Raw genomic sequence first — 19,814 nt, forward strand, 5'->3', positions numbered from 1 at the left:
AGAATGCGCAAACGACTGACCGATTACGACAATCCGTGGAAAGAGGCCCTTGAGCGCTACTTTCCAGAATTCATGGCGCTCTTCTTCCCGAAGGCGTATGCCGACATTGACTGGGGACACAAGCACGAGTTCCTGGACAAAGAACTGCGTCAGGTAACCGGTGAGAGTGAGTTGGGACTGCGTCGGGTAGACCAGTTGGTCAGGGTCTATCGCCAGGGCGGGTCAGAAATCTGGGTGCTTGTTCATGTCGAGGTGCAGAGCCAGACTGAGTCCAGCTTCGCCGAGCGCATGTACGTGTATAATTATCGTCTGTATGACCGGTATCACCGCCAGGTCGCCAGCCTGGCAGTGTTAGCCGATGAAACGATGACCTGGCGCCCGACTGAGTTCAGTTACAACCTGTGGGACTGCGAGATTGGCATCAGGTTTCCCGTGGTCAAGCTGCTCGATTACCGGGCACGATGGGACGAGTTGGAAGCCAGCAGCAACCCCTTTGCCGTAATCGTCATGGCCCACCTCAAGTCATTGGAGACCCGGCACGCTGACGACGAACGGTTGGCCGCCAAAATTTGGCTGATGCGGCGTTTGTACCGGCGCGGTTACCAGCAACAAGATATTGTCAACCTGTTTCGCTTCATTGATTGGATCATGCAGCTTCCAGAAGGGCTTGATCAGATTTTCTGGCAAGAAGTACAGGAGATTGAGGAGGCAGAGCATATGCCATACATCACAAGCGTCGAACGAATTGGAATGCAGAGGGGCATCGAGCAGGGCATCCAGCAGGGCATCCAGCAAGGGATGGAGCAGGGGATGGAGCAGGGTTCTCGCGTCGAACTCCTGGCAGCGATTGAGTTGGGGCTTGAATTGCGGTTCGGCACCAGCAGCTTGACGTTGCTGCCAGAGGTGCGCAGGGTTCAGGATGTCGAACTATTGCGCACTCTGCGCACCGCACTGCGCACTGTGCCCACGCTGGACGCATGGCGCCAGCTACTCCTCGTCATGGTGCAGCAAGATTCCGCTCACACATCCAGAACTCCCGCGCACGCCCATTGATTGACCTACCCGCGGAGTGAACAAGCGACCGGTCTTCATGGCCGGTCGCTTGATATCGCCTTGCTCACGCGGTATCCCATCTCACCCAATGCGCCGGGCAATCACCTCTTTGACCACCCTGGCGTCTGGCGGCAGGTAGACGGGCGGGTTGGCGGCCACTGCTTCGACTTCGGGCAGGGTGTCCTCGTGATAGCCCATCTTGAACTGCGTGAACTTCAGGCCATGCGCCGTGGAGATGACGACGACCCGTTCGTGAGATTGAATGACCCCGCGTGCCACCAGCTTGAAGAGTGCAGCCAGCGCCACGCCGGTATGGGGACAGGTGTACATACCGGTGCGGTCGGCGCGGGCGGCCGCGTCGGCCAGCTCATGTTCTGTGGCCTGCTCCACCACGCCCTCGAACGCCTGCAGCGTCCTGACCGCTTTCTCGTAGCTGACGGGGTTGCCGATCTGGATGGCCGAGGCCAGGGTCTGCTGCGCCTGCATGACGACCTTTTCCTGAAAACCGGTCTGCGCGCTGCGATAGAGCGGGTTGGCCCTGGCCGCCTGCGCCGCCACCAGCCGCGGCAGCCGGTTGATCAGCCCCAGCTCTTTCATCATCAGCAGGCCTTTGCCCAGCGCACTGATGTTGCCCAGGTTGCCCACCGGCATGATGATCCAGTCTGGCACGGCCCAGTCGAACTGCTGCACGATTTCGATACCCACCGTCTTCTGGCCTTCGATGCGCAAGGAGTTCATGGAGTTGGCCAGGTAGATCGTGTTGTCTTGCGTGACTTCCTGCACGATTTTCATGCAGCCATCGAAATCGGTATCGAGCGCCAGCACCAGTGCGCCATGGGCGATCGGCTGAATCAACTGCGCAGCGCTGACTTTGCCCTGCGGCAGGAAAACGATCGTTGGAATCCCGGCCGCCGCGCCATACGCAGCCAGCGCGGCTGAGGTGTCGCCGGTCGAGGCGCAGGCCACCGCGCGGATCGGCTGCCCGCGCGCGATCATCTGCTTGACCACGCTGACCAGCACCGTCATGCCCAGGTCCTTGAAGGAACCGGTGTGGCTGTTGCCGCACATCTTGACCCACAGATCAGGCAGGCCGATCTGCTTGCCCAGACGCTCGGCCCAGAAGAGGTTGGAATTGCCCTCGAACAGCGAAACGATGTTGTCGTCCGCCAGATCGGGGATCACCCACTCGCGCTTGCCCCAGACGCCCGAACCATACGGCCATTGCGTGGTGCTGGCGCGACGCTCGAAGAGTGACATCCAGCCCGCGGCGCTGCGCGCGCGCAGCGCCGCCATGTCGTGCGCGACCTCCAGCAGCCCGCCGCAGGTAGGGCAGGTGTACATGACATCGTACAGAGAATACTTGCCCGGGCAACCCCGGAAGCATTGAAACCAGGCAGCGACCATCGAAAATCCCAACCCTTCTGATCCATGGACTTGTCAGGAAACGAATTCCCGCTCGTGCTCACGTTTTACCGGGAAAGAACGGGAACAGACTCTTCGACAAGTCCTGACGACTCACTAACGACCCGGTTTGCCCGGCACCTGGTGGCAGTCGCGACAGCGCGCCTCATAGACTTCATTGGCGCCGACCATGATGACGGGGTCATCGTAGTTGGCCGGCCGGCCGTCAATCAGGCGTTGGGTGCGCGCGGCGGGTGCGCCACATTGCACGCAGATCGCGTGCAGCTTGTCCACCATCTCGGCCTGGGCCATCAGCAGCGGAATGGGGCCGAACGGTTCACCGCGGAAGTCGAGATCAAGGCCGGCGCAGATGACCCGCAGCCCCTTGTCGGCCAGGCTGGAGGCGATGTCGGCCACGGTCCAGTCGAAGAACTGCACTTCATCAATGGCGACGACATTGGTCTCAGCCGCCAGGAAGTCCCAGATTTCGGCGGGATCGTTGATGGTGTGTGAGTCCCACTGCAGGCCACTATGCGACGCCACGCGCGCGACCGCATAGCGGTTGTCAATCTGGGGCTTGAAAACCTGTATATTCTGCCTGGCAATCTGGGCACGGCGCACGCGGCGAATCAACTCCTCGGTTTTGCCGCTGAACATACTGCCGCAGATCAGTTCGACCCAACCCCCTTTGGGCTGCATGAAGGGCATGATCTCTCTCCGTTGTCTATGCCAAATTTTCTCTGCCACAAATGACACGAACTATCACTTCGTGAAAATTCGTGGAATTCGTGGCAAAAAATTCCCGTTCTTCCAAAACAAAAGACGAAGGACACAGAATCGTAGGGTCCGATTCGGCCTTCGTCTTTCGTCTCTGTCTTGGCAACCGTCGTTGGCGCCACACGCAGTCGTTGGCGGCTGCGTGCGGGTCACGATTTTAGGCGTCTCCACGGCGCTTGGCGAGGCGCGTCGAATCCTGCTGTTGCTGACGCACCACGCGCTGCGCCTCCAATTGGACGGCCCTGCTCGTCTTTGTCTCCAGGCGCTTCATGAAGCGCTCGACCTGACCGCCGGTGTCAACGATGCGTTGCTCGCCGGTGAAGAAGGGATGGCAGTTCGAGCATACGTCGGTGCGAAGCATTTTGCGCGTCGACCCGGTAATCCAGGTGTTGCCGCACGCACAGGTGACCTGTGCATCATGATAGTAGGTTGGATGAATCTTTTCACGCATTGGGAAACCTCTTTTCTTCCAGCCCCTGACCGGTCATGGTTCCCAACCACGACCCAAAGGCGCTGGGAAATAGCATTACACTTGACGCTGCGTTGACCCGGTCAGGCGACTGGGCCAGACGGCTGGTCGGACAGACTCCGGACCGCGGCAGGCAGCGCCCGTTGTGCATAGACACTGACCCGCTTCTGGTCTTTGGAATGCGGCTCGAACTTGACGAAGCCATCAATCAAAGCGAACAGGGTAAAGTCACGGCCAACGCCGACGTTGATGCCTGGCCTGACCGCGGTGCCGTGCTGGCGAATGATAATCGAACCAGCGTTGATCTGCTGTCCATCGGAACGCTTCACGCCCAGGCGCTGCGCGTTGCTGTCACGACCGTTGCGGCTACTGCCACCGCCCTTTTTATGTGCCATAGTTTCTCCTACTCGGCCCTAATTCCGACTTATCAACTCGTCCTAGAGTACGATTTCATCCACGCGCAATTGCGTGTACTTCTGACGATGGCCGGTCTTTTGACGGATACGCTTCTTGGGACGATACATGAAGACAATCTCCTTGCGTCCCTTCGTTTCCTGGAGCACGGTTGCCTTGACAGACGCACCCGTGACAACCGGCGTGCCTACTTTGACCTCGTCCCCATCCGCAACCAGGAGGACGCGCCCGAGTTCGATTGTGTCGCCGGGAGCGACCGGCAACAGTTCGACCTCGATGACATCGCCCGCCTTCACTTTGTACTGCTTGCCACCCGTTTCAACGATTGCAAACATCTCTTTTTGCTTCCTTCACCGTTACGCGCCAGGCGCAGAGGCCCAGACTTTGTACTGGCGCAACGATATGCTGGATTGCCGCTTGCGCAGCAGTTTTGCTGAACTGATTTTTTGCCAAAAAAGGCGGCAGGCCAAGTGCCTGCCGGCTAATTGGCAAGAATAGGAAAAGACCACGTTTGGCACGTCGCCGCGCAGTTCCCACAACTCTTCGGGCCAGAAGATCGGCGCTTGGGGCCGGCGGATCACCCGCGTCGGGTCCTCCAGGTCGAGCAGGATCACGCCGAAGCGGTAGACATGATTGGCATCGTAGCCGTGGTTGATGCACAGCCAACCGGCCGCCGTCTCGATCGGCACGCCGTTGCTGCCTATGCTCTTGGAGTCCCAGCCGCCGTCCGTGATCTCTGGCCGACTCTCAGCCGCGCGCGGGCCGTAAATCGGCGCCATGTCGGCCTCATGCCAGGTGCATAAGTCAGCGGAGGTCGCCAGCCAAACGTCTGGTCGGCGCCGGTGCAAGGCCGCGTAGCGTCCCCCAATTTTGCGCGGGAACAGGACATGATCCTTGTTGTCTTCCCCAACCACGAGCGGGCCGAGACGTTCCCAGGTAATCAGGTTTTCGCTGCGGGCGAGCATGGGCAAGATGCCGCCGCCAGCGTGGGTGGGGTTGCCCGTCCCATGGAACTCGCGACCGTAGGCGGTGTAGCACATGATGAATGCCCCGTCCAACGCGGTCACCCGTGGGTCTTCGATCCCGCGCGAGTCAGTGCCGTCTTGCGGCGCTAACACCGGCCGGCGCAGGCGGTTCCAATGCACCCCGTCGGCGCTCACCGCGTAACCGATGCGGCTGACCCAGTCCAGCCCCTGGGCGCGATAGTGCATGTGGAACAGCCCGTTGTGGTGGATGACCGAGGGATTGAAGACATGATAACACTCCCAGTCGGAGGCCGGGTCGGGCAGCAAGATGGGGTTGCCGGGATGTCGTTGTAACTTCATGGCTGATGGATCTCCTCGATGTCTGTGCTGAAACTCCTGCTGCGCGTCAGTTCGTGGCGAAATAACCGCCGGTCAGACAGGGCATTTGCACCACGGCCATCACCGGCGCGGTTGCCTGCCAAGCAATTGGCGCACAACCAACACCCCCCAAAGTGCCAGCCACGCCCCGAGCACGGTACCCAGCAGCAGCCCAGAGAGGGTGCTGCCGACGATCAGGACGAGCGCCAGCAGCGCGTAGACGATCGTCGCACCCGGATTGAGCAGCGCCATTTTTGCGGCGTTGCCCAGGGTGGTGGTAAAGCGTTTGTCGGTCTGGGCGTGGTTCAGGGGCCAGTAGTAGAGATTGACTGCAAACCAGCCCAGCGCCAGCAGTCCCCACGCGTAGCGCAGCGCCAGGACCGGCCAGTCCGTTGTCCTGGCGTAGGCGACGAAATTGAAGCCAAGCACCCCGTAGACGGCCAGTTGTGCCGCGCCCCAAAGCCACGCGCGCCTGAAGTTCGCGGCCAGCGCGCGCCAGAAATCGCCGAAATCCACCAGTTCATCGTCCGCGACCTGCGCGGCCACTGCCACCAGCGCGGCCGTCGCCGGCGGGCCGAGCACCACCGTCGCCTGCGCCAACAGCCAGATCAGGTTGAGCACCAGCAGGAAGAGAAATTCACGCCACCAGAGACGGATGGCGCGGGCGAAAAGCTGAAGGAGGTGTGGCACTCCGATCTCCCTCTACCCTTTCAGCCCCGCATAGCTGACCCCTTCGATGTAATATCGGCTGAAGAACGCAAACAGGATCAGGACCGGGATGGCGTTGAACATGGCGGCCACCAGGGTCAGGTTCCACGCGGCCTTGTACTGCTGCTGGAAGCTGGAGATGGCGACGTTGAGCACCCACATTTTGGGTGTGTTCAAGTAGAGCAGCGGCGCCATGAAGGCGTTCCACATGCCCTGGAACTGCAAGATGAACACCGTCAGCAGCGCCGGCCGGGCCAGGGGCAGCACCACGTCCTTGTAGATGCGAAAGCGCGAGGCGCCATCCACGAACGCGGCTTCCTCCAGCTCGCGCGGCACCGCCTTGAGGAACTGGGTCAGCAGGAAGATGTTGCCCGCGCTGATCGCCCCCGGCACCAGGAGTGACCAGTAGGTGTTCACGAATGAAATTTTCGTCATCACCACATAGGCGGGGATCAGGGTGACGGCGCCGGGGATCATCATGCTGGCCAGCATGAAGGAGAAGACGGCGTTTTTGCCCGGAAAGCGCAGGCGGGCGAAGGCGTAGGCCGCCATCGAACAGGCAACGACCTGCAGGACGGCGGAGCCAACCGCAACCACGGCGGTGTTGGCCAGCCAGCGCGGGAAGGTGGCGCCCTCCCCGAAATTGGTGCCCCAGGTCTTGATCCAGTTCTGCACCAGCCAGCGATCGGGTAGCAATTTGGGGGGATAAGCGATGATCTCGGCGTCCGTCTTGAACGTTCCCAAGAACGCCAGGATGAACGGCGTCAGCGAGACGATGCCAATCAGGCCCAGCAGAACATACTTCAGCGCCGCCTGGCGTTGCCGCGTACGAGCGGCCTCTTCCGAGGTTGGCACACGGAGCATGCGGGGCGCGGTTGCAACTGCCATGATGTTCCTCCTATCCATTCAATTCAATACTGCTCAGTGCCGCTCTCGATGAAGCGGCGCTGCAGGAATGTGAAGACGAAGATGATGATAGCCAGGATGAACGCCATCGCGGCTGCGTAGCCCATTTGGATCTCACCCTGCGTGCCGATAGCCTCACGGTACACCAGGTAGACCGGCGTCAAGCTCGTGCCCAGCGGGCCACCGCTGGTCAGAATTTTCACCTGGTCGAAGATCTGCAGCGTGCCGATGGTGCTGAGGACGATGACCAGCAGCAACACGGGTCGCAGCATGGGCACGGTGATCTTGAAGAACTGCTGGCGATTGGTGGCGCCGTCAATAGATGCCGCCTCGTACAGGGTGGGCGGCACGTCCTGCAGCCCGGCCAGGAACATCAGCATGAAGGTGGGGATGGTGGTGAAGATGTTTTGGAACATGATCGCCATCCAGGTGACACTAGGCCCGCGCAGGTACCACAGGTCGGACGAGATGTTGCCCCCGAAGGCCATGGCGATCAGTTGGAACAGGCCGCGCGGGTTGTTCAGCCACTCGACGCGCGTCCACTCCAATCCGAAGATGCCCATCAACTTCTCGAGGCCGAAGTTGAGGTATCCGGTCTTCAGGTAGAGCCACCAGAAGATCATGGAGATGACGACCGATGAGGTGACGCTGGGCGTGTAGAAGATCGTGCGGAAGAACTCACGGCCACGCATTTTGCTGTTGAGCAAGATCGCCATCAGCAGCGCGAACACGGTCTGGACGATGGTCACCACCAACGCATACCAGAAGACGTTGACGAGCGACTGCACGAAATCCTTCGTCCTGAACGCCTTGGCAAAGTTATCAAGCCCGACAAACTGCGGCGCTGTGAAGATGTCGTATTTGTGAAAGGCGATGTAGAGCGCAAAGAGCAGAACGCCAACCGTGAAGACCACGGTGATGATCAGGTACGGCGCCAGGAAGACGTAAGCTGCAAGCATCTCCTGGCGTTGGCCCCGGTTGCGCCAGGTCCGGTAGACGGTAATCGCGGCGATGGCGCCTAACGCAATCCCCAACACGGCGCCGGCAATGACGAACCAACGGCCCGAGTTGATCGCTTCATTGATGTACGGGCCTAAGGGGAAAATCCTGATGCCTTTGGTCGGCGCGGAGATCAGCGCCGCCCCGAACGTGATGAACGCCACCAGGAGAAAGGCGGCGGTTGCGGCCAGTGCTCGCCCGCTACTGCCAGGTTCTGATGCGGGCAAACGCACCCCAGTTGCTGTCATGCTGCACCTCCTCTCGTCTTCTCGGGCGAGACAGGGGGATCGGGGAATCTCATTCATCCCCCCATCCCCCTGCCTCGGATGTGACTTACTTGCCGTCCAACGCGTTCTGCGCGTCGGTTTGAGCTTGCTTGAACGACTCATCCACGGTCTGGTCGCCCAGGTAGACGCGCTCCAGGGCCTTGGAGATGGCGTCGTTCACCTTGCCGGTGTTGGGACCCCAGTAGGCCACGCGGGTCAGCGCGAAGGTGCCGCCTTGGGCAATGGCCTTGTCGTTGGCGTCAACCACCATGTCGAGCTGGTCAGGGTGGGTGCTGTAGGCGAAACCGGTCTTGACGATCTCCGCCTGGTTGTCGCGGCCGGTCAGGAAGATGGCGAGAGCCGCCGCGGCCTTGGGGAACTTGGTGGCCTTGTTGACGCCGATGCCGTTGGTGAAGATCACATCGGCCTTGCCCTTCGACCCGGTCGGCAGCGGCGCGGCCTTCCACGCCACGTCTGCGTAGTTCTGGCGCATGAAGTTGACCATCCAGCCGCCCTCGTAGGTCATGCCCACGAGCTTCTTGCCGATGGCCTCACCGCACCAGCCCGCGCCGACATCGGCCGCGGTCACGATCGTCCCGGCCGTCTTCAGGTCGGTCACGAACTTCGCCGCGTCCTTGATCTCGGCTGTGTCAATGGTTGCTGTCTTGAAATCGTCGGAGGCGTAGGCGCCGCCGTTGCCGAAGGCGAAGGGGGCGAAGCGCGCCCAGTCAGGGCCCATGCAGAAGCCGCCGAACTTGCCGGTCTTCTGAATCGCCTCGGCCGCAGCCTTCAGCTCAGTCCAGCCCCAGGCTTCGGTTGGCTCGGCGATGCCGGCAGCCTCGAAGGCCTCGGGCAGGTAAACCAGGCCCAACGTGCCCCAGTCCTTGGGCAGGGCGTAGGTCTTGCCATCCAGCGTGAAGATGGTGAGCAGGGCGCCGATGAAGTCGTCACGTGTCGTGCCGGCCTGGGCCATGGCCTCGTCCAGGGCCAGAAGTTGGCCGCTGGCGCCGAAGGCCGTCATCAACTGGTCGTCCACGTAGAACACGTCCGGCGCGGCGCCGCCGGCCATCATCGCCTTCACCTTCGTCTGGAAGTCCGCCGGAATCGGCTGGAAATCCACCGCGACGTCAGGATAGACTGCGGCAAAGCGTGCGATGGAATCGCGGTAGATCTTCTGCTCGGTCTCATCACCCCAGCCTGAGAAGACGATCTTCGCGCCCGCTTCCACGTCGAGTTTCTTGAGGGTCGCAGCCGGTGGTGCAATCGGGCCGCTGCCCGCGCCGCCGCCGGTCAGGAATTCAGCTGCCTCTTTCTGGGCTTGCTTGAACGACTCATCCACGGTCTGGTCGCCCAGGTAGATGCGCTCCAGGGCCTTGGAGACGGCATCATTCACCTTGCCGGTGTTGGGACCCCAATAGGCCACGCGGGTCAGCGCGAAGGTGCCGCCCTGGGCGATGGCCTTGTCGTTGGCGTCAACCACCATGTCGAGCTGGTCGGGGTGGGTGCTGTAGGCGAAACCGGTCTTGACGATCTCCGCCTGGTTGTCGCGGCTGGTCAGGAAGATGGCGAGAGCGGTCGCGGCCTTGGGGAACTTGGTGGCCTTGTTGACGCCGATGCCGTTGGTGAAGATCACATCGGCCTTGCCCTTCGACCCGGTCGGCAGCGGCGCGGCCTTCCACGTCACGTCTGCGTAGTTCTGGCGCATGAAGTTGACCATCCAGCCGCCCTCGTAGGTCATGCCCACGAGCTTCTTGCCGATGGCCTCACCGCACCAGCCCGCGCCGACATCGGCCGCGGTCACGATCGTCCCGGCCGTCTTCAGGTCGGTCACGAACTTCGCCGCGTCCTTGATCTCAGCCGTGTCGAGGGTGGGAGCGCTGTTGTCCGCGTTGGCGTAGGCGCCGCCGTTGCCGAAGGCGAAGGGGGCGAAGCGCGCCCAGTCAGGGCCCATGCAGAAGCCGCCGAACTTGCCGGTCTTCTGAATCGCCTCGGCCGCAGCCTTCAGCTCAGTCCAGCCCCAGGTCTCGGTCGGCTCGGCGATGCCGGCAGCCTTGAAGGCCTCGGGCAGGTAAACCAGGCCCAACGTGCCCCAGTCCTTGGGCAGGGCGTAGGTCTTGCCATCCAGCGTGAAGATGGTCAGCAGGGCGCCGATGAAGTCGTCACGTGTCGTACCGGCCTGGGCCATGGCCTCGTCCAGGGCCAGAAGCTGGCCGCTGGCGCCGAAGGCTGTCATCAACTGGTCGTCCACGTAGAGCACGTCCGGCGCGGTGCCGCCGGCCATCATCGCCTTCACCTTCGTCTGGAAGTCCGCCGGAATCGGCTGGAAATCCACCGTGACGTCAGGATAGACTGCGGCAAAGCGTGCGATGGAATCTCGGTAGATCTTCTGCTCGGTCTCATCACCCCAGCCTGAGAAGACGATCTTCGCGCCCGCTTCCACCTCGAAGGCCTTCAGGCCGTAGGTGGATGCCGGGGCTTTGGTCGGTTCAACAACCGGGGTAACCGGGGCAACCGGGGCTTTGGTCGCTTCAACAACCGGGGCCGTGGTCGGCGCCGGGGTGGCCTGGGGCCCGCAGCCCGCCACGATCAGCGCCAGCACGATCACGATCAACAGTGTTCTATAACGATACGTTTTCATGGTTCTCCTCCTGGAGAGAAATCAGCGAATAGCTTGCAAAATCTTGTTTGGCGTACCCTTTCTTGTGCCTTCTTGCACCTCCTTTTGTATCTTTTCCAACGACTCCTGTATCCGTTTTGACCGGCGCCGGTTCTATGCTTAGAATAGGCCCCGGCGCCGGGCCTACGCTTGCGTAGGCTTGCTGCTGCCGAGTCGCCTCCCCGTCTGCCAGGACCTTGAGGCGGCTCGGGTTCTCAACACGTGATCTCCACGCTCTCCAACCGGCCTCGGTAGTAGAACTTGAACGCGAGGCGCGTCCAGCCATCAGGCAGGCTGGGCGCGATCTCCCATCCGCTTTCCGTCAGCCGCAGGCCGGCAAATCCGCAGACCACTGCCTGCCATAGCCCTCCCGCGCTGGCGCCATGGATGCCATCCTCCGCGTTACCGCGCACGTCCAATAGATCAGCCCGGGCCGCCCGCAGGAAATGTTGGTGTCCCCGCTCGTGCTCACCCATGCGGCACGCCATCACCGCGCTGATGCTGGGGCCGAGGCTGGAGCCAAGCTCATGGTCGGTGCGCGGGTCGTAGTATTCCCAGTTGACGCGCACCTGCGCGGGCGAGAAGCGCTCGGGCAGCAGGTATTGCAGCATCAACACGTCGGGCTGCTTCAGGTTTTGAGTGGCAGCACACCCCTCGATGCCCAACAGCCCTTGCATGGACCGGCTGCGGCCAGGGTCGCGCAGCATCGCCAGGTCTGCATCGCGCAGGCTGAAGAAACCGGCAAACTGCTCGATCAGGCCGCTGGCAGGATCGCCGGGCAGGACGATGCGCCGGCGCACGTCATCCCAGTGCCGCAGGCGGGCCTCGGTCAGGTCGAGCGCCGCGACCAGTTCGGCGTGCCGGGTCGGGTGTTGGCGTTTCAGCCAGGCCAGCAGGTTGAACGCCGTCTCCAGGTGCCACTGGGCAAGGGTGTTGGTGTAGGCGTTGTCGTCAACCCGATCATGATATTCGTCCGGGCCGATCACATTGCGATAGTGGTATTGGCCATCCGCTTCGAGTTGCGCCGCGCTGGCCCAAAACGTCGCGCCGTCCAGCACCATCTCGGCGCCGTAATCACGCATGAAGGCGTCGTCGCCGGTCACTTGCCAGTATTGCATGATCGCGTAGGCAATGTCGGCCGTGATGTGAATCTCGATGTCGCCCGTCCAGATGCGGATGAGCTGCTTGCGATCGGCGGCGTGGGGCACCCAGGTGGGAGTCACTTCGCGGCCGTCGTCAGCGCTTTCCCAGGGAAACTGCGCGCCCGCAAAACCGTTCGCCGTCGCCTTGGCGCGTGCGGCTGGCAGGTTGTGCCAGCGGTACATCAGCATGTGGCGCGCCAGGGCCGGCTGCGTGAAGGTGAAGAGGGGCAGCATGAAAATTTCGGTGTCCCAGAAGGAGTGGTGCCGGTAGCCGAAACCGCTCAGCGTCTTGGCGCCGATACTGGCGCGGTCGGTGTGCTGCGGCGCTGCGATGAGCAACTGGAACAGGTTGAAGCGCAGCGCGATTTGGGCCTCGTTGTCCCCTTCGATCTGCACATCCGAGGCCGCCCACATTTCGGCCCAGGCTGCATCATTAGCCGCCCGCCAGGCACGATACCCGGCAGCCTGGCCGGCCTGCACTGTCGCCTGGGCGATCGCCAGCGGGTCGGGGGCATCGTGACTGCTGACCACCGCCACGAACTTGTGCAGCGTTGCGCTTGCGCCCGCGGTCAGAGTCATGTGATACTCGGTCGCGGGCTGACCCTCCGCGTCGCAGCGGCTGGACTGCCACGGCCTGGCGCTTGACAGCTTGACCGCCACGGCGACCGCCAGATCGGTTTGGGTGGCGCGGGTGCGCACCTGCACGGCTGCCGTGTCCAGGCCCGCGACCTGATCTACCAGATTCCAATGCAGAAGCCCGGTGTTCTCCACGTGCGCGTTCACCCCGGTGCGCACGCGCAGCACCGTTTGTCCCTCGGCCAGCGTGATCGTCACCTGCAGCGCCGCGCCGTGGGGATCAGCCAGGTTGATGAAGCGTTCGAAGTCCAGTTCCAGCACTGGCCCTCCCTCCCGCGGCTGCCAGCGCACCTGCCGTGAGAGGGCGCCGGTGCGCAGGTCGAGCTGGCGATGGTAACCCAGAACCCGGCCGCGATCGAGCCGGAAATGCTCGCCATCGGCCCAGATGTCCACGCCCCACCATGCAGGGATGTTCGCCAATTCGGTGTAGTTGACGGGCATGTCGTCCCACACGCGGTGGACGAAACAGGCCGGCATAGCGCCCGGATACCCCTCTTCGAAGACCCCGCGGCTGCACATGGCGCCATTGCCGATGGTGAACACGGTTTCCATGTGGCTCTGCGAGTCCGGTACGAAGATCGGCTCCGCAATCGTCCACGCGGCGTCCTGCAGGGCCGTGCGAATGGCGGCGAGCGTCACCCCCGCCAGGCTCTCGAAGCGAGCGTGCGCATGACCCACCCGCGACGCCGGCCCCAGGCCGATCGCCCACATGCCCGCGGCCAGCGCCGCATCAATCCCCACCGCGGCATCTTCTACCACCGCGCAGAAGGCTGGACGCACGCCCAGCATCTCGGCGGCCTTCAAGAAGAGGTCAGGCGCGGGCTTGCTGCGTTCGGCGCTGAAGCCGTCGGCGATGGCGTCCAACAGATCGCAGATGCCGAGGCGATCCAGGACGGTGTGCGCGTTCTTGCTGACGGAACCGATGCCCACCTTGACGCCGGCCGCGCGTAACTCCCGCAGCAGATCCACCGCGCCAGGCAGCAGGTCGGCCGGCGTGACCCCGGCAAGCATGGCGACATAATAGCGGTTCTTGCGCTCGGTCAGTTCGGCGATCTCGGCCTCAGTCGCCGGCCGGCCCGCCAGGATGATCTCCAGCGAGCTGCGGCGCGAGACCCCGCGCAGATGTTCGTTGATCTGCCGATTGAAGGGCAATCCCTCTTCATCGGCTAGTCGCTGCCACGCCCGGTAGTGGTATTCGGCGGTGTCGGTTATCACGCCGTCGAGATCAAAGATGATCGCTTCAAGTTTCACAGTTGCTTAGCTCTCCACATGGAAGTCGCTCGATGCCCGCACAATGAGTTCCGGCTGCAAGAGTACCTCGTGTTCCGTGCTGCGCTGTGCGCGGCACAGGTCAACCAGCATGCCTACCAGGCGCTCCCCCACCTCGGCGATTGGCTGACGCAGGCTGGTCAGCGACGGTCGCAGGAAGCGCGCAACGGGCGCATCGTCGAACCCGATGACCGCCAGCTCACGCCCCGGCTCAGCGCCGGCATCCCAGGCCGCGTTGATGACACCGATCGCCATCAGGTCAGACATCGTCACAATGGCCGTTGGGCGACGATCTGGCGGGAGCGTCAGCAGACGTCGGGTGCTGGCGTAAGCGTCCGCGTACGTGTTTTCCGCGCGCTCGATCCAGGCCGGATCTATTGCCAGCCCCGCCTTTTGCATGGCGGCGAGAAAACCATTCAGCCGATGTTGGCCCGCTAACGAAGGCGCCGGCCAGGACAGGCAACTGATACGCCGGTGCCCCTGTGCAAGCAGGTGTTCGACAGCCATGCGCACGCCGGCCGTGCCATCTACGTCCACCCAGGAAAAATCCCAACCCGGGTTCGAGCGGCCAAAGGCCACGAATGGAAAGCCTGCATCCAACAGGCAGCGCACCCGCTCATCCTCCAGATGCGTGTTGGACAGGACGAAGCCGTCCACCTGGCCTTCCAAGATCAACGCCTGATAGGTGGCCAGTTCATCGGCGATAGTCGCCGTGGGAAAAACCAGGAAGCGATAGCCGCGGCGGGCGGCGGCCGCGACCGCGGCCTGCAGAAAGCTGTCGAGGATAGGATTGAACTGGTCGGGCGGGCTGGGTTGCCAGGTATAGGCAAAGAGGCGGGTCTCGTTGGCCTGCAGATTGCGAGCGGTGATGTTGGCGCGGTAGCCCAGTCGGGTCACGGCGCCGAGCACGCGCTGGCGCGTCTCTTCGGTGACGCGCCGGGAGTCGTTCAGCACATAAGAAACCGTGGCGATGGAGACATGAGCCTCCCGGGCCACATCGCGAATAGTCGTCGTGCCCGCCATGTTAAACGTTTAACTCCTTGTGTAAAAAATAGTGCCGCAATCCATTCGGCGGCACACGGTCATTTAAGCGTTTAACTGATCGGAGTATAGCACACGGTCAGCGACTTGTCAATACCCAATTTGCGGTTTTTGACAATTTCTATTAGTCGAAGCCGCCCCAGCCTGTGCGGGTCAGGCGCGCGGGCAGGACTTTGGCGACGGGTTCCCGCTCGCTGTCCGCGTCGAAGGCCAGCGCGGCGTCTGCGTCACGCGGTCTGCCTGCCGACTTGTCAGGTTCCGCGGCCAGGATGAGCTGCGTGCGCTCGATGCGGCGGGCGCAATCGGTCAGTCCGAGGACCTCCAGCAGTTCATCGGGGCGGCCGGTGGCGCCTGGTCGGCTGCTGACGCGCAGCGCCAGGTGGACCCAGCCCTCGTCATCCGTACCCTCCACGCGCAGGTCTTCGATCAGCGGCCGCAAGTCGTAGGTCTTGCCGTCGCGGGCGCGCTGTTTGAGTACCTGCGCCGCGGCTGTGAAGCGGCCGACCGCCTGCGCCACATCCACCGCGCCTTCGGGCAAAATCTGAACCACATAATTCGCGGCCCACATCAACGCCTGTAACGTGGGCGCGTGCAGATCAACTTCATGGATATCGCGAATCTCGATGCCCGGCGGCAGCTTGGGCTGTAACTCGGCCGCAAACTGGGCCGGCGCTATCGGCTCATTCAGCCACAAATCGGCCAGCTCCGCGCGACCACGGCAGCCCACCGGCAGCGCCGAGGCAAACTGAATGCGCAGTTGCGGATTGAAGCCCTTCGTGTACGCCACCGGCAGCTGCGTGCGTCGCAGCACCCGCTCCCACACGCGCGCCAGGTCGAGGTGCCCAATCCACTTCAGCGGCTCACCCTTCGTGTAGGTAAACCGTATGCGTTGCATTGTCATTCTTGATCTTCCTTACCCCAAAGAATTCGGGGCGACCGATTTTACCATACCACCGAAATGGACTAAAATACCCCCTGAGGGATCTGACTCAGACCCCAATTTGTAGGGGCGCACCCTTGCGGTCGCCCACGCGGGCAGGCGCAAGGCCATGCCCGCTTGATTCATCGTTGCGCAAAAAGAAACTTCCGGGACTGAGAATCCCGGAAGCCGGTTGAGAGGCGACGGCCGGATTTGAACCGGCGATCGGGGTTTTGCAGACCCCTGCCTTGCCACTTGGCTACGTCGCCAACCACGCGCCAATTTTAGCCCAGAACCGGGTATCTGTCAAACGGAGTTTGGCGGTTCAACCCCCAGGAGACCTTCATGCACGAATACAGAGATCGCACCAGCGAATGTCAACGCTGCGGCATCCCCTTCATTTGGACGGCCGGCGAGCAGCGCGCCGCGGGCGGCATCGAACCGACGCGACGGCTGTGCCCGGCCTGTGCGCAACTGCTGCCCGCGGTCAGTCGCGAGCGCGGCCTGGTCAAATGGTACAACTTGCGCCGCGGCTATGGCTTCATCAGCCGCTCCACGGGCGAGGACCTCTTCTTTCATCGCGACGCCCTGCCCGCGGACGCCGGCGCGATCGAACCGAACTTGCTGCTCGAATACGGCATCGAGCACACGGCCAAGGGACCGCAGGCGAACCAGATCAGGGTGTTGACGTGAAGGTGTCTTAACGCCAGGACGCAGAAGCCTTTCCGTTAGCCGTAGGTCACGTCTCCGGCGTGACGATGCCCTCCGCCACAGAGTTCGCTTCTCTCGTCCAACGTCGTCCGACCAGAAGACCGTTCTTGTGAGTCGCCATTTTACATTTTTTGTCAGTGCGTGTAGAATAAACCTGACAACAGATCAGCGCCAGTTCCTGGGGTGATGGCGGAACAGGCAGACGCATCGGTCTTAAAAACCGAAGGACTAACCGTCCGTGTGGGTTCGAGTCCCACTCGCCCCATTCATCTCCGTCAAGCTGCGGTCGGCGCAGGCCGATCTGGCGGCGGAACGCCCCTTCGCCCCGAATTCATTCGGCGGCCTCGTTCCCCGGCGTGCTTGTCCACAACAAACTCACTTCCCCCGCACAACCTCAAGCCGGCGCAGCTCGGGCGCCAACATACCTGACCAGGAGAATTGACTATGGTGTCAAAGCGATTCGGATGGATTGTCTCTCTGTTGCTCGTCACAGTGCTTGTGCTCACGGCCTGTGGCACGCGCCCCGTTCCTTCAACCTCGCAAGGCGAAAAGACCAGCCCCCAGGAGTTCCTCATCGAACTGCCCCGCATCACCGTCAACATTGATGAACAGGGCACGCCCACCGTCATGGGCATGTCGCTCGCCGACCTTGCCAAGCTAACCGGCAGTCCCATGGCGCCGCTGCAGCTCACCCCAGAGCAGGTCACCCAGTTCCAGGCCAACAACATCCAGCACATCGAACTGCTGCATCGGGGCGATGGCCTTTACCTCTTTGTAAATTCGAAGGCGCTGCCATATGTAAAATGGGACCAGAACACACTGCAAAATGCGGCCAAGATGCTGCAGACGTTCGATCCGCAGGTCAACGGTATGCACCTGGCTGAGTGGATCCCTTCCCTTCTGCCCATGGTGCGCAGCGTCGGGCTTGACCTGGTCTTCATGATCCCCGTCAAGGCCGGCGCCACCAAGATCGAAGTGCGCCCCGAAGACCAGGAACCACCGCGCCCGCGGCCGACGGCGCAGCGCCCGGCCGCGGCCGTCGTACAGTTGCCCATCGTCTACGATGCCGCCGGCGCGCCGCAGGTCATTGGCGCGGCGGCCAGATGTTCCGCCCGGATGCCGCTGCCCTGGCGCAGATGGGGCTGACCAACCTGCCCATCTACCTGACGCCGGACACCATCCAGTCCCTGATGCGCTCCAACGTTCAATTCATCACGATTCAGTCCAGCAGCGCCGGTCTGCAGGTCTCGGTCAACAACGACCCCCTGCCGCTGATTGGCTGGGGCGAGGCCGAGTTGGCCAACGCGCTGGAACTGGCCAAAGGCACAGGCAGCGTAGACCCGGCCGCGCTCGACCTGGTGGCGAAGTTTGCCCCGTTCATCGCCAACCTTGACCTGACCATCTACATGGAGTTCCCGCTGGCCAAGGGCGCCGAACAGATCCAGCCCGCAACGAGCAAGTAACAGGAGGCTCGTCATGCAAAAGCGTTTCGGGTTCTTGCGCTTCACCAGCTTCATGCTGCGCCTGTTTGCCGCCATCTGCCTGCTCCTGGGCTTGGCCGCCGGCCTGGCGCTCATTCTCGGCGGCAACTATCAGAATGTGCTCGGCTTCAAGCTGACCATTCCGACCGCTGCCCTGTGGATTGCTGCATTGCTGCCCGTCGTCTGCGGCCTGTTTTACTTCGTCATCCTCTATGCGGCTGGCGGCGTGCTGACGTTGCTCATCGCCACCGAGGAAAACACCCGCGCCACCGCCCTGGGCCTGGCCAACCTGCGCGCCCCGGCGCCGGCGTCAACGCCTGAAGTTCGTAATCCACCCCCGGTCAGCTGATCGCCCGTTGTTGCAAGACCCCTGCGCGCCAGCCTGGCGCGCAGGGGTGGTCATCGAGGCACACCATGACACCCCTGCCGCCGACTCAATCTGACGATCTCGCTGCGGAGCCGCCCGATCCGCAGGCCCATTCCACGAGTGACGCCCATCAGCTCCTGCTCGAACTGGGCGAGCTGTGGGCCGCGCCCGACAATGCGCACAAGGCCCGCCTGGCTGGCCTGCGCCGCGTGCAAACCTTCTTTGGCGCCGAGGCTATCTGCCTGGCGCTGGCCGACCCTTTCAGCAACCGTTTCGATTTGACCTACCGACTGGGCCGTTGCGTGTGGCCGGCCGAGCTGTGGCCGCGGGTCATGACCGGTGGTAACACCCAACTGCCCGGCGGGGTCCTGGGCCTGCCGGCGGCCGTTAGCGGCCAGGCGCCCAACGGCGTGCTGGCGCTGCTGCGGCCTGGCGTCATGTTCTCCGGCCGCGAACAGCGCTGGCTGCGGCGGGTTGGCGTTCTGCTGGCGCATGAACAGAATGCGCACCGCCTGCGTTTGCTGATGCGCATCATGGAACAGGCCAACCGCAAAGAGAACCCGATTGACCTCTATAGCTTCTTGCTGGATGAACTGCAGCGCTTCATTAAATACGATCACAGCGCCGCCGTGATCGTCCTCGACCGTGAGAATAACCGCCTGATCGTGCGCCGGGAACTGGTGCAGCCCGCGGTGGAAGCGTGGCGCCTGCCCTCTCCGCGTGCCATCAACCTGGAACCGGGTCTCGCACAACGCCTGGCCGGGATACACAGCGCGCCGGTCAGACCCATCGAATATCAGCGCGCCAGCGCCGGCGATCCCTGGCAGGGCGAAACGGCATCCTGGCTGGCGCAGGCCCTGGCCTACGGAGAACTGCCCTGGCGGCCGGAAGGCAAGGATCATCCGGCGGAGGCGCAAACCCCGGTGGCGCCGGTTGCACCCTGCTCGCCGGAGGGTGGCATCCTCGCCGTGCCCCTGGTCCACAACGACACGGTGTGGGGGTTGCTCAAGCTGTCAACGCTGCGCTGCGGACCGCTGCGTCTGCCCACAGCCGACGCGCAGGTCGTGCAGCAGTTCGCCGATCGCCTGGCCCTGACGCTCTATCAGTCTGATCTCTACTACCGCCGCCAGCTTGAGATGGATGCGGTGCGTGAGATCGGCCAGACCACCACCCACCCGGTTTCGCTGGAAACCGTCTGCCAGACCACGCTTGAGGCGCGCTGAAAACCTTGCATCTGACTGTGGGTCAGGTGCAGA

At 62.7% G+C, this 19,814-nt stretch carries 19 protein-coding genes and 2 tRNA genes; 7 read left to right on the top strand and 14 right to left on the bottom strand.

Translation table 11 applies throughout. The annotated features are described in order from the left end of the window. Nucleotides 1-3 precede the first annotated feature (3 nt). Nucleotides 4-1,053, top strand: a complete 1,050-nt coding sequence (locus IPM84_06335; GenBank protein MBK9092387.1) for a cytosolic protein — start codon at nucleotides 4-6, stop codon at nucleotides 1,051-1,053. Between the two features lie 81 nt (nucleotides 1,054-1,134). Here the strand turns inward: IPM84_06335 and thrC are convergent, their stop codons facing one another. From thrC to IPM84_06405, 14 genes are all read right to left on the bottom strand, one after another. Next, entirely contained in the window at nucleotides 1,135-2,457 is a 1,323-nt protein-coding gene (thrC, locus tag IPM84_06340; GenBank protein ID MBK9092388.1) for a threonine synthase, read from the bottom strand. A gap of 114 nt (nucleotides 2,458-2,571) precedes the next feature. Beyond that, a complete protein-coding gene (locus tag IPM84_06345) occupies nucleotides 2,572-3,162 on the bottom strand; it encodes a thymidine kinase (protein MBK9092389.1) in 591 nt (196 codons plus the stop codon). A 226-nt stretch (nucleotides 3,163-3,388) separates the two neighbouring features. Then, nucleotides 3,389-3,682 carry a 50S ribosomal protein L31 gene (gene rpmE / locus IPM84_06350; protein ID MBK9092390.1) on the bottom strand — a complete coding sequence of 98 codons (294 nt, stop codon included), beginning with the start codon at nucleotides 3,680-3,682 and terminating at the stop codon, nucleotides 3,389-3,391. 101 nt (nucleotides 3,683-3,783) lie between these two features. Further along, nucleotides 3,784-4,095, bottom strand: a complete 312-nt coding sequence (gene rpmA / locus IPM84_06355; GenBank protein ID MBK9092391.1) for a 50S ribosomal protein L27 — start codon at nucleotides 4,093-4,095, stop codon at nucleotides 3,784-3,786. A gap of 42 nt (nucleotides 4,096-4,137) precedes the next feature. Continuing rightward, nucleotides 4,138-4,449: a 50S ribosomal protein L21 gene (gene rplU / locus IPM84_06360; GenBank protein ID MBK9092392.1), complete on the bottom strand. Its 312-nt coding sequence runs from the start codon at nucleotides 4,447-4,449 to the stop codon at nucleotides 4,138-4,140. 21 nt (nucleotides 4,450-4,470) lie between these two features. Next, on the bottom strand, nucleotides 4,471-5,439 hold the full coding sequence (locus tag IPM84_06365) for a glycosidase (GenBank protein MBK9092393.1): 969 nt from the start codon (nucleotides 5,437-5,439) through the stop codon (nucleotides 4,471-4,473). 99 nt (nucleotides 5,440-5,538) lie between these two features. Beyond that, a complete protein-coding gene (locus tag IPM84_06370) occupies nucleotides 5,539-6,147 on the bottom strand; it encodes a DUF624 domain-containing protein (GenBank protein ID MBK9092394.1) in 609 nt (202 codons plus the stop codon). 12 nt (nucleotides 6,148-6,159) lie between these two features. Continuing rightward, nucleotides 6,160-7,053 carry a carbohydrate ABC transporter permease gene (locus tag IPM84_06375; GenBank protein MBK9092395.1) on the bottom strand — a complete coding sequence of 298 codons (894 nt, stop codon included), beginning with the start codon at nucleotides 7,051-7,053 and terminating at the stop codon, nucleotides 6,160-6,162. A gap of 23 nt (nucleotides 7,054-7,076) precedes the next feature. Beyond that, entirely contained in the window at nucleotides 7,077-8,318 is a 1,242-nt protein-coding gene (locus IPM84_06380) for a sugar ABC transporter permease (GenBank protein MBK9092396.1), read from the bottom strand. Nucleotides 8,319-8,403: 85 nt separating this feature from the next. Continuing rightward, nucleotides 8,404-10,974 (bottom strand): sugar ABC transporter substrate-binding protein, encoded by a 2,571-nt coding sequence (locus tag IPM84_06385; GenBank protein ID MBK9092397.1) that lies wholly within the window; start codon nucleotides 10,972-10,974, stop codon nucleotides 8,404-8,406. A gap of 233 nt (nucleotides 10,975-11,207) precedes the next feature. Next, nucleotides 11,208-14,021 (bottom strand): beta-phosphoglucomutase, encoded by a 2,814-nt coding sequence (gene pgmB / locus IPM84_06390; protein ID MBK9092398.1) that lies wholly within the window; start codon nucleotides 14,019-14,021, stop codon nucleotides 11,208-11,210. 6 nt (nucleotides 14,022-14,027) lie between these two features. Next, complete coding sequence (locus tag IPM84_06395) at nucleotides 14,028-15,062, bottom strand: LacI family DNA-binding transcriptional regulator (GenBank protein MBK9092399.1); 1,035 nt, start codon at nucleotides 15,060-15,062, stop codon at nucleotides 14,028-14,030. A gap of 142 nt (nucleotides 15,063-15,204) precedes the next feature. Next, the gene (locus IPM84_06400) at nucleotides 15,205-15,981 is read right to left on the bottom strand and encodes a DUF2344 domain-containing protein (GenBank protein MBK9092400.1); all 777 of its coding nucleotides are present in this window, start codon (nucleotides 15,979-15,981) and stop codon (nucleotides 15,205-15,207) included. Nucleotides 15,982-16,197: 216 nt separating this feature from the next. Then, nucleotides 16,198-16,268: transfer RNA gene (locus tag IPM84_06405), tRNA-Cys, on the bottom strand. A gap of 76 nt (nucleotides 16,269-16,344) precedes the next feature. Between IPM84_06405 and IPM84_06410 the strand changes: the two genes are divergently transcribed. From IPM84_06410 to IPM84_06435, 6 genes are all read left to right on the top strand, one after another. Further along, nucleotides 16,345-16,692, top strand: a complete 348-nt coding sequence (locus IPM84_06410; protein MBK9092401.1) for a cold shock domain-containing protein — start codon at nucleotides 16,345-16,347, stop codon at nucleotides 16,690-16,692. A gap of 198 nt (nucleotides 16,693-16,890) precedes the next feature. Then, nucleotides 16,891-16,975, top strand: a tRNA-Leu gene (locus tag IPM84_06415). Between the two features lie 179 nt (nucleotides 16,976-17,154). Beyond that, nucleotides 17,155-17,856 (top strand): hypothetical protein, encoded by a 702-nt coding sequence (locus tag IPM84_06420; GenBank protein ID MBK9092402.1) that lies wholly within the window; start codon nucleotides 17,155-17,157, stop codon nucleotides 17,854-17,856. Continuing rightward, nucleotides 17,814-18,173 carry a hypothetical protein gene (locus IPM84_06425; protein MBK9092403.1) on the top strand — a complete coding sequence of 120 codons (360 nt, stop codon included), beginning with the start codon at nucleotides 17,814-17,816 and terminating at the stop codon, nucleotides 18,171-18,173. The genes IPM84_06420 and IPM84_06425 overlap by 43 nt, the downstream gene beginning before the upstream one ends. Before the next feature lie 13 nt (nucleotides 18,174-18,186). Then, a complete protein-coding gene (locus IPM84_06430) occupies nucleotides 18,187-18,540 on the top strand; it encodes a hypothetical protein (GenBank protein MBK9092404.1) in 354 nt (117 codons plus the stop codon). A 65-nt stretch (nucleotides 18,541-18,605) separates the two neighbouring features. Beyond that, entirely contained in the window at nucleotides 18,606-19,781 is a 1,176-nt protein-coding gene (locus tag IPM84_06435; GenBank protein MBK9092405.1) for a GAF domain-containing protein, read from the top strand. Nucleotides 19,782-19,814 lie beyond the last annotated feature (33 nt).

It is taken from the genome of Candidatus Amarolinea dominans (assembly GCA_016719785.1).
Lineage (GTDB): Bacteria > Chloroflexota > Anaerolineae > SSC4 > Amarolineaceae > Amarolinea > Amarolinea dominans.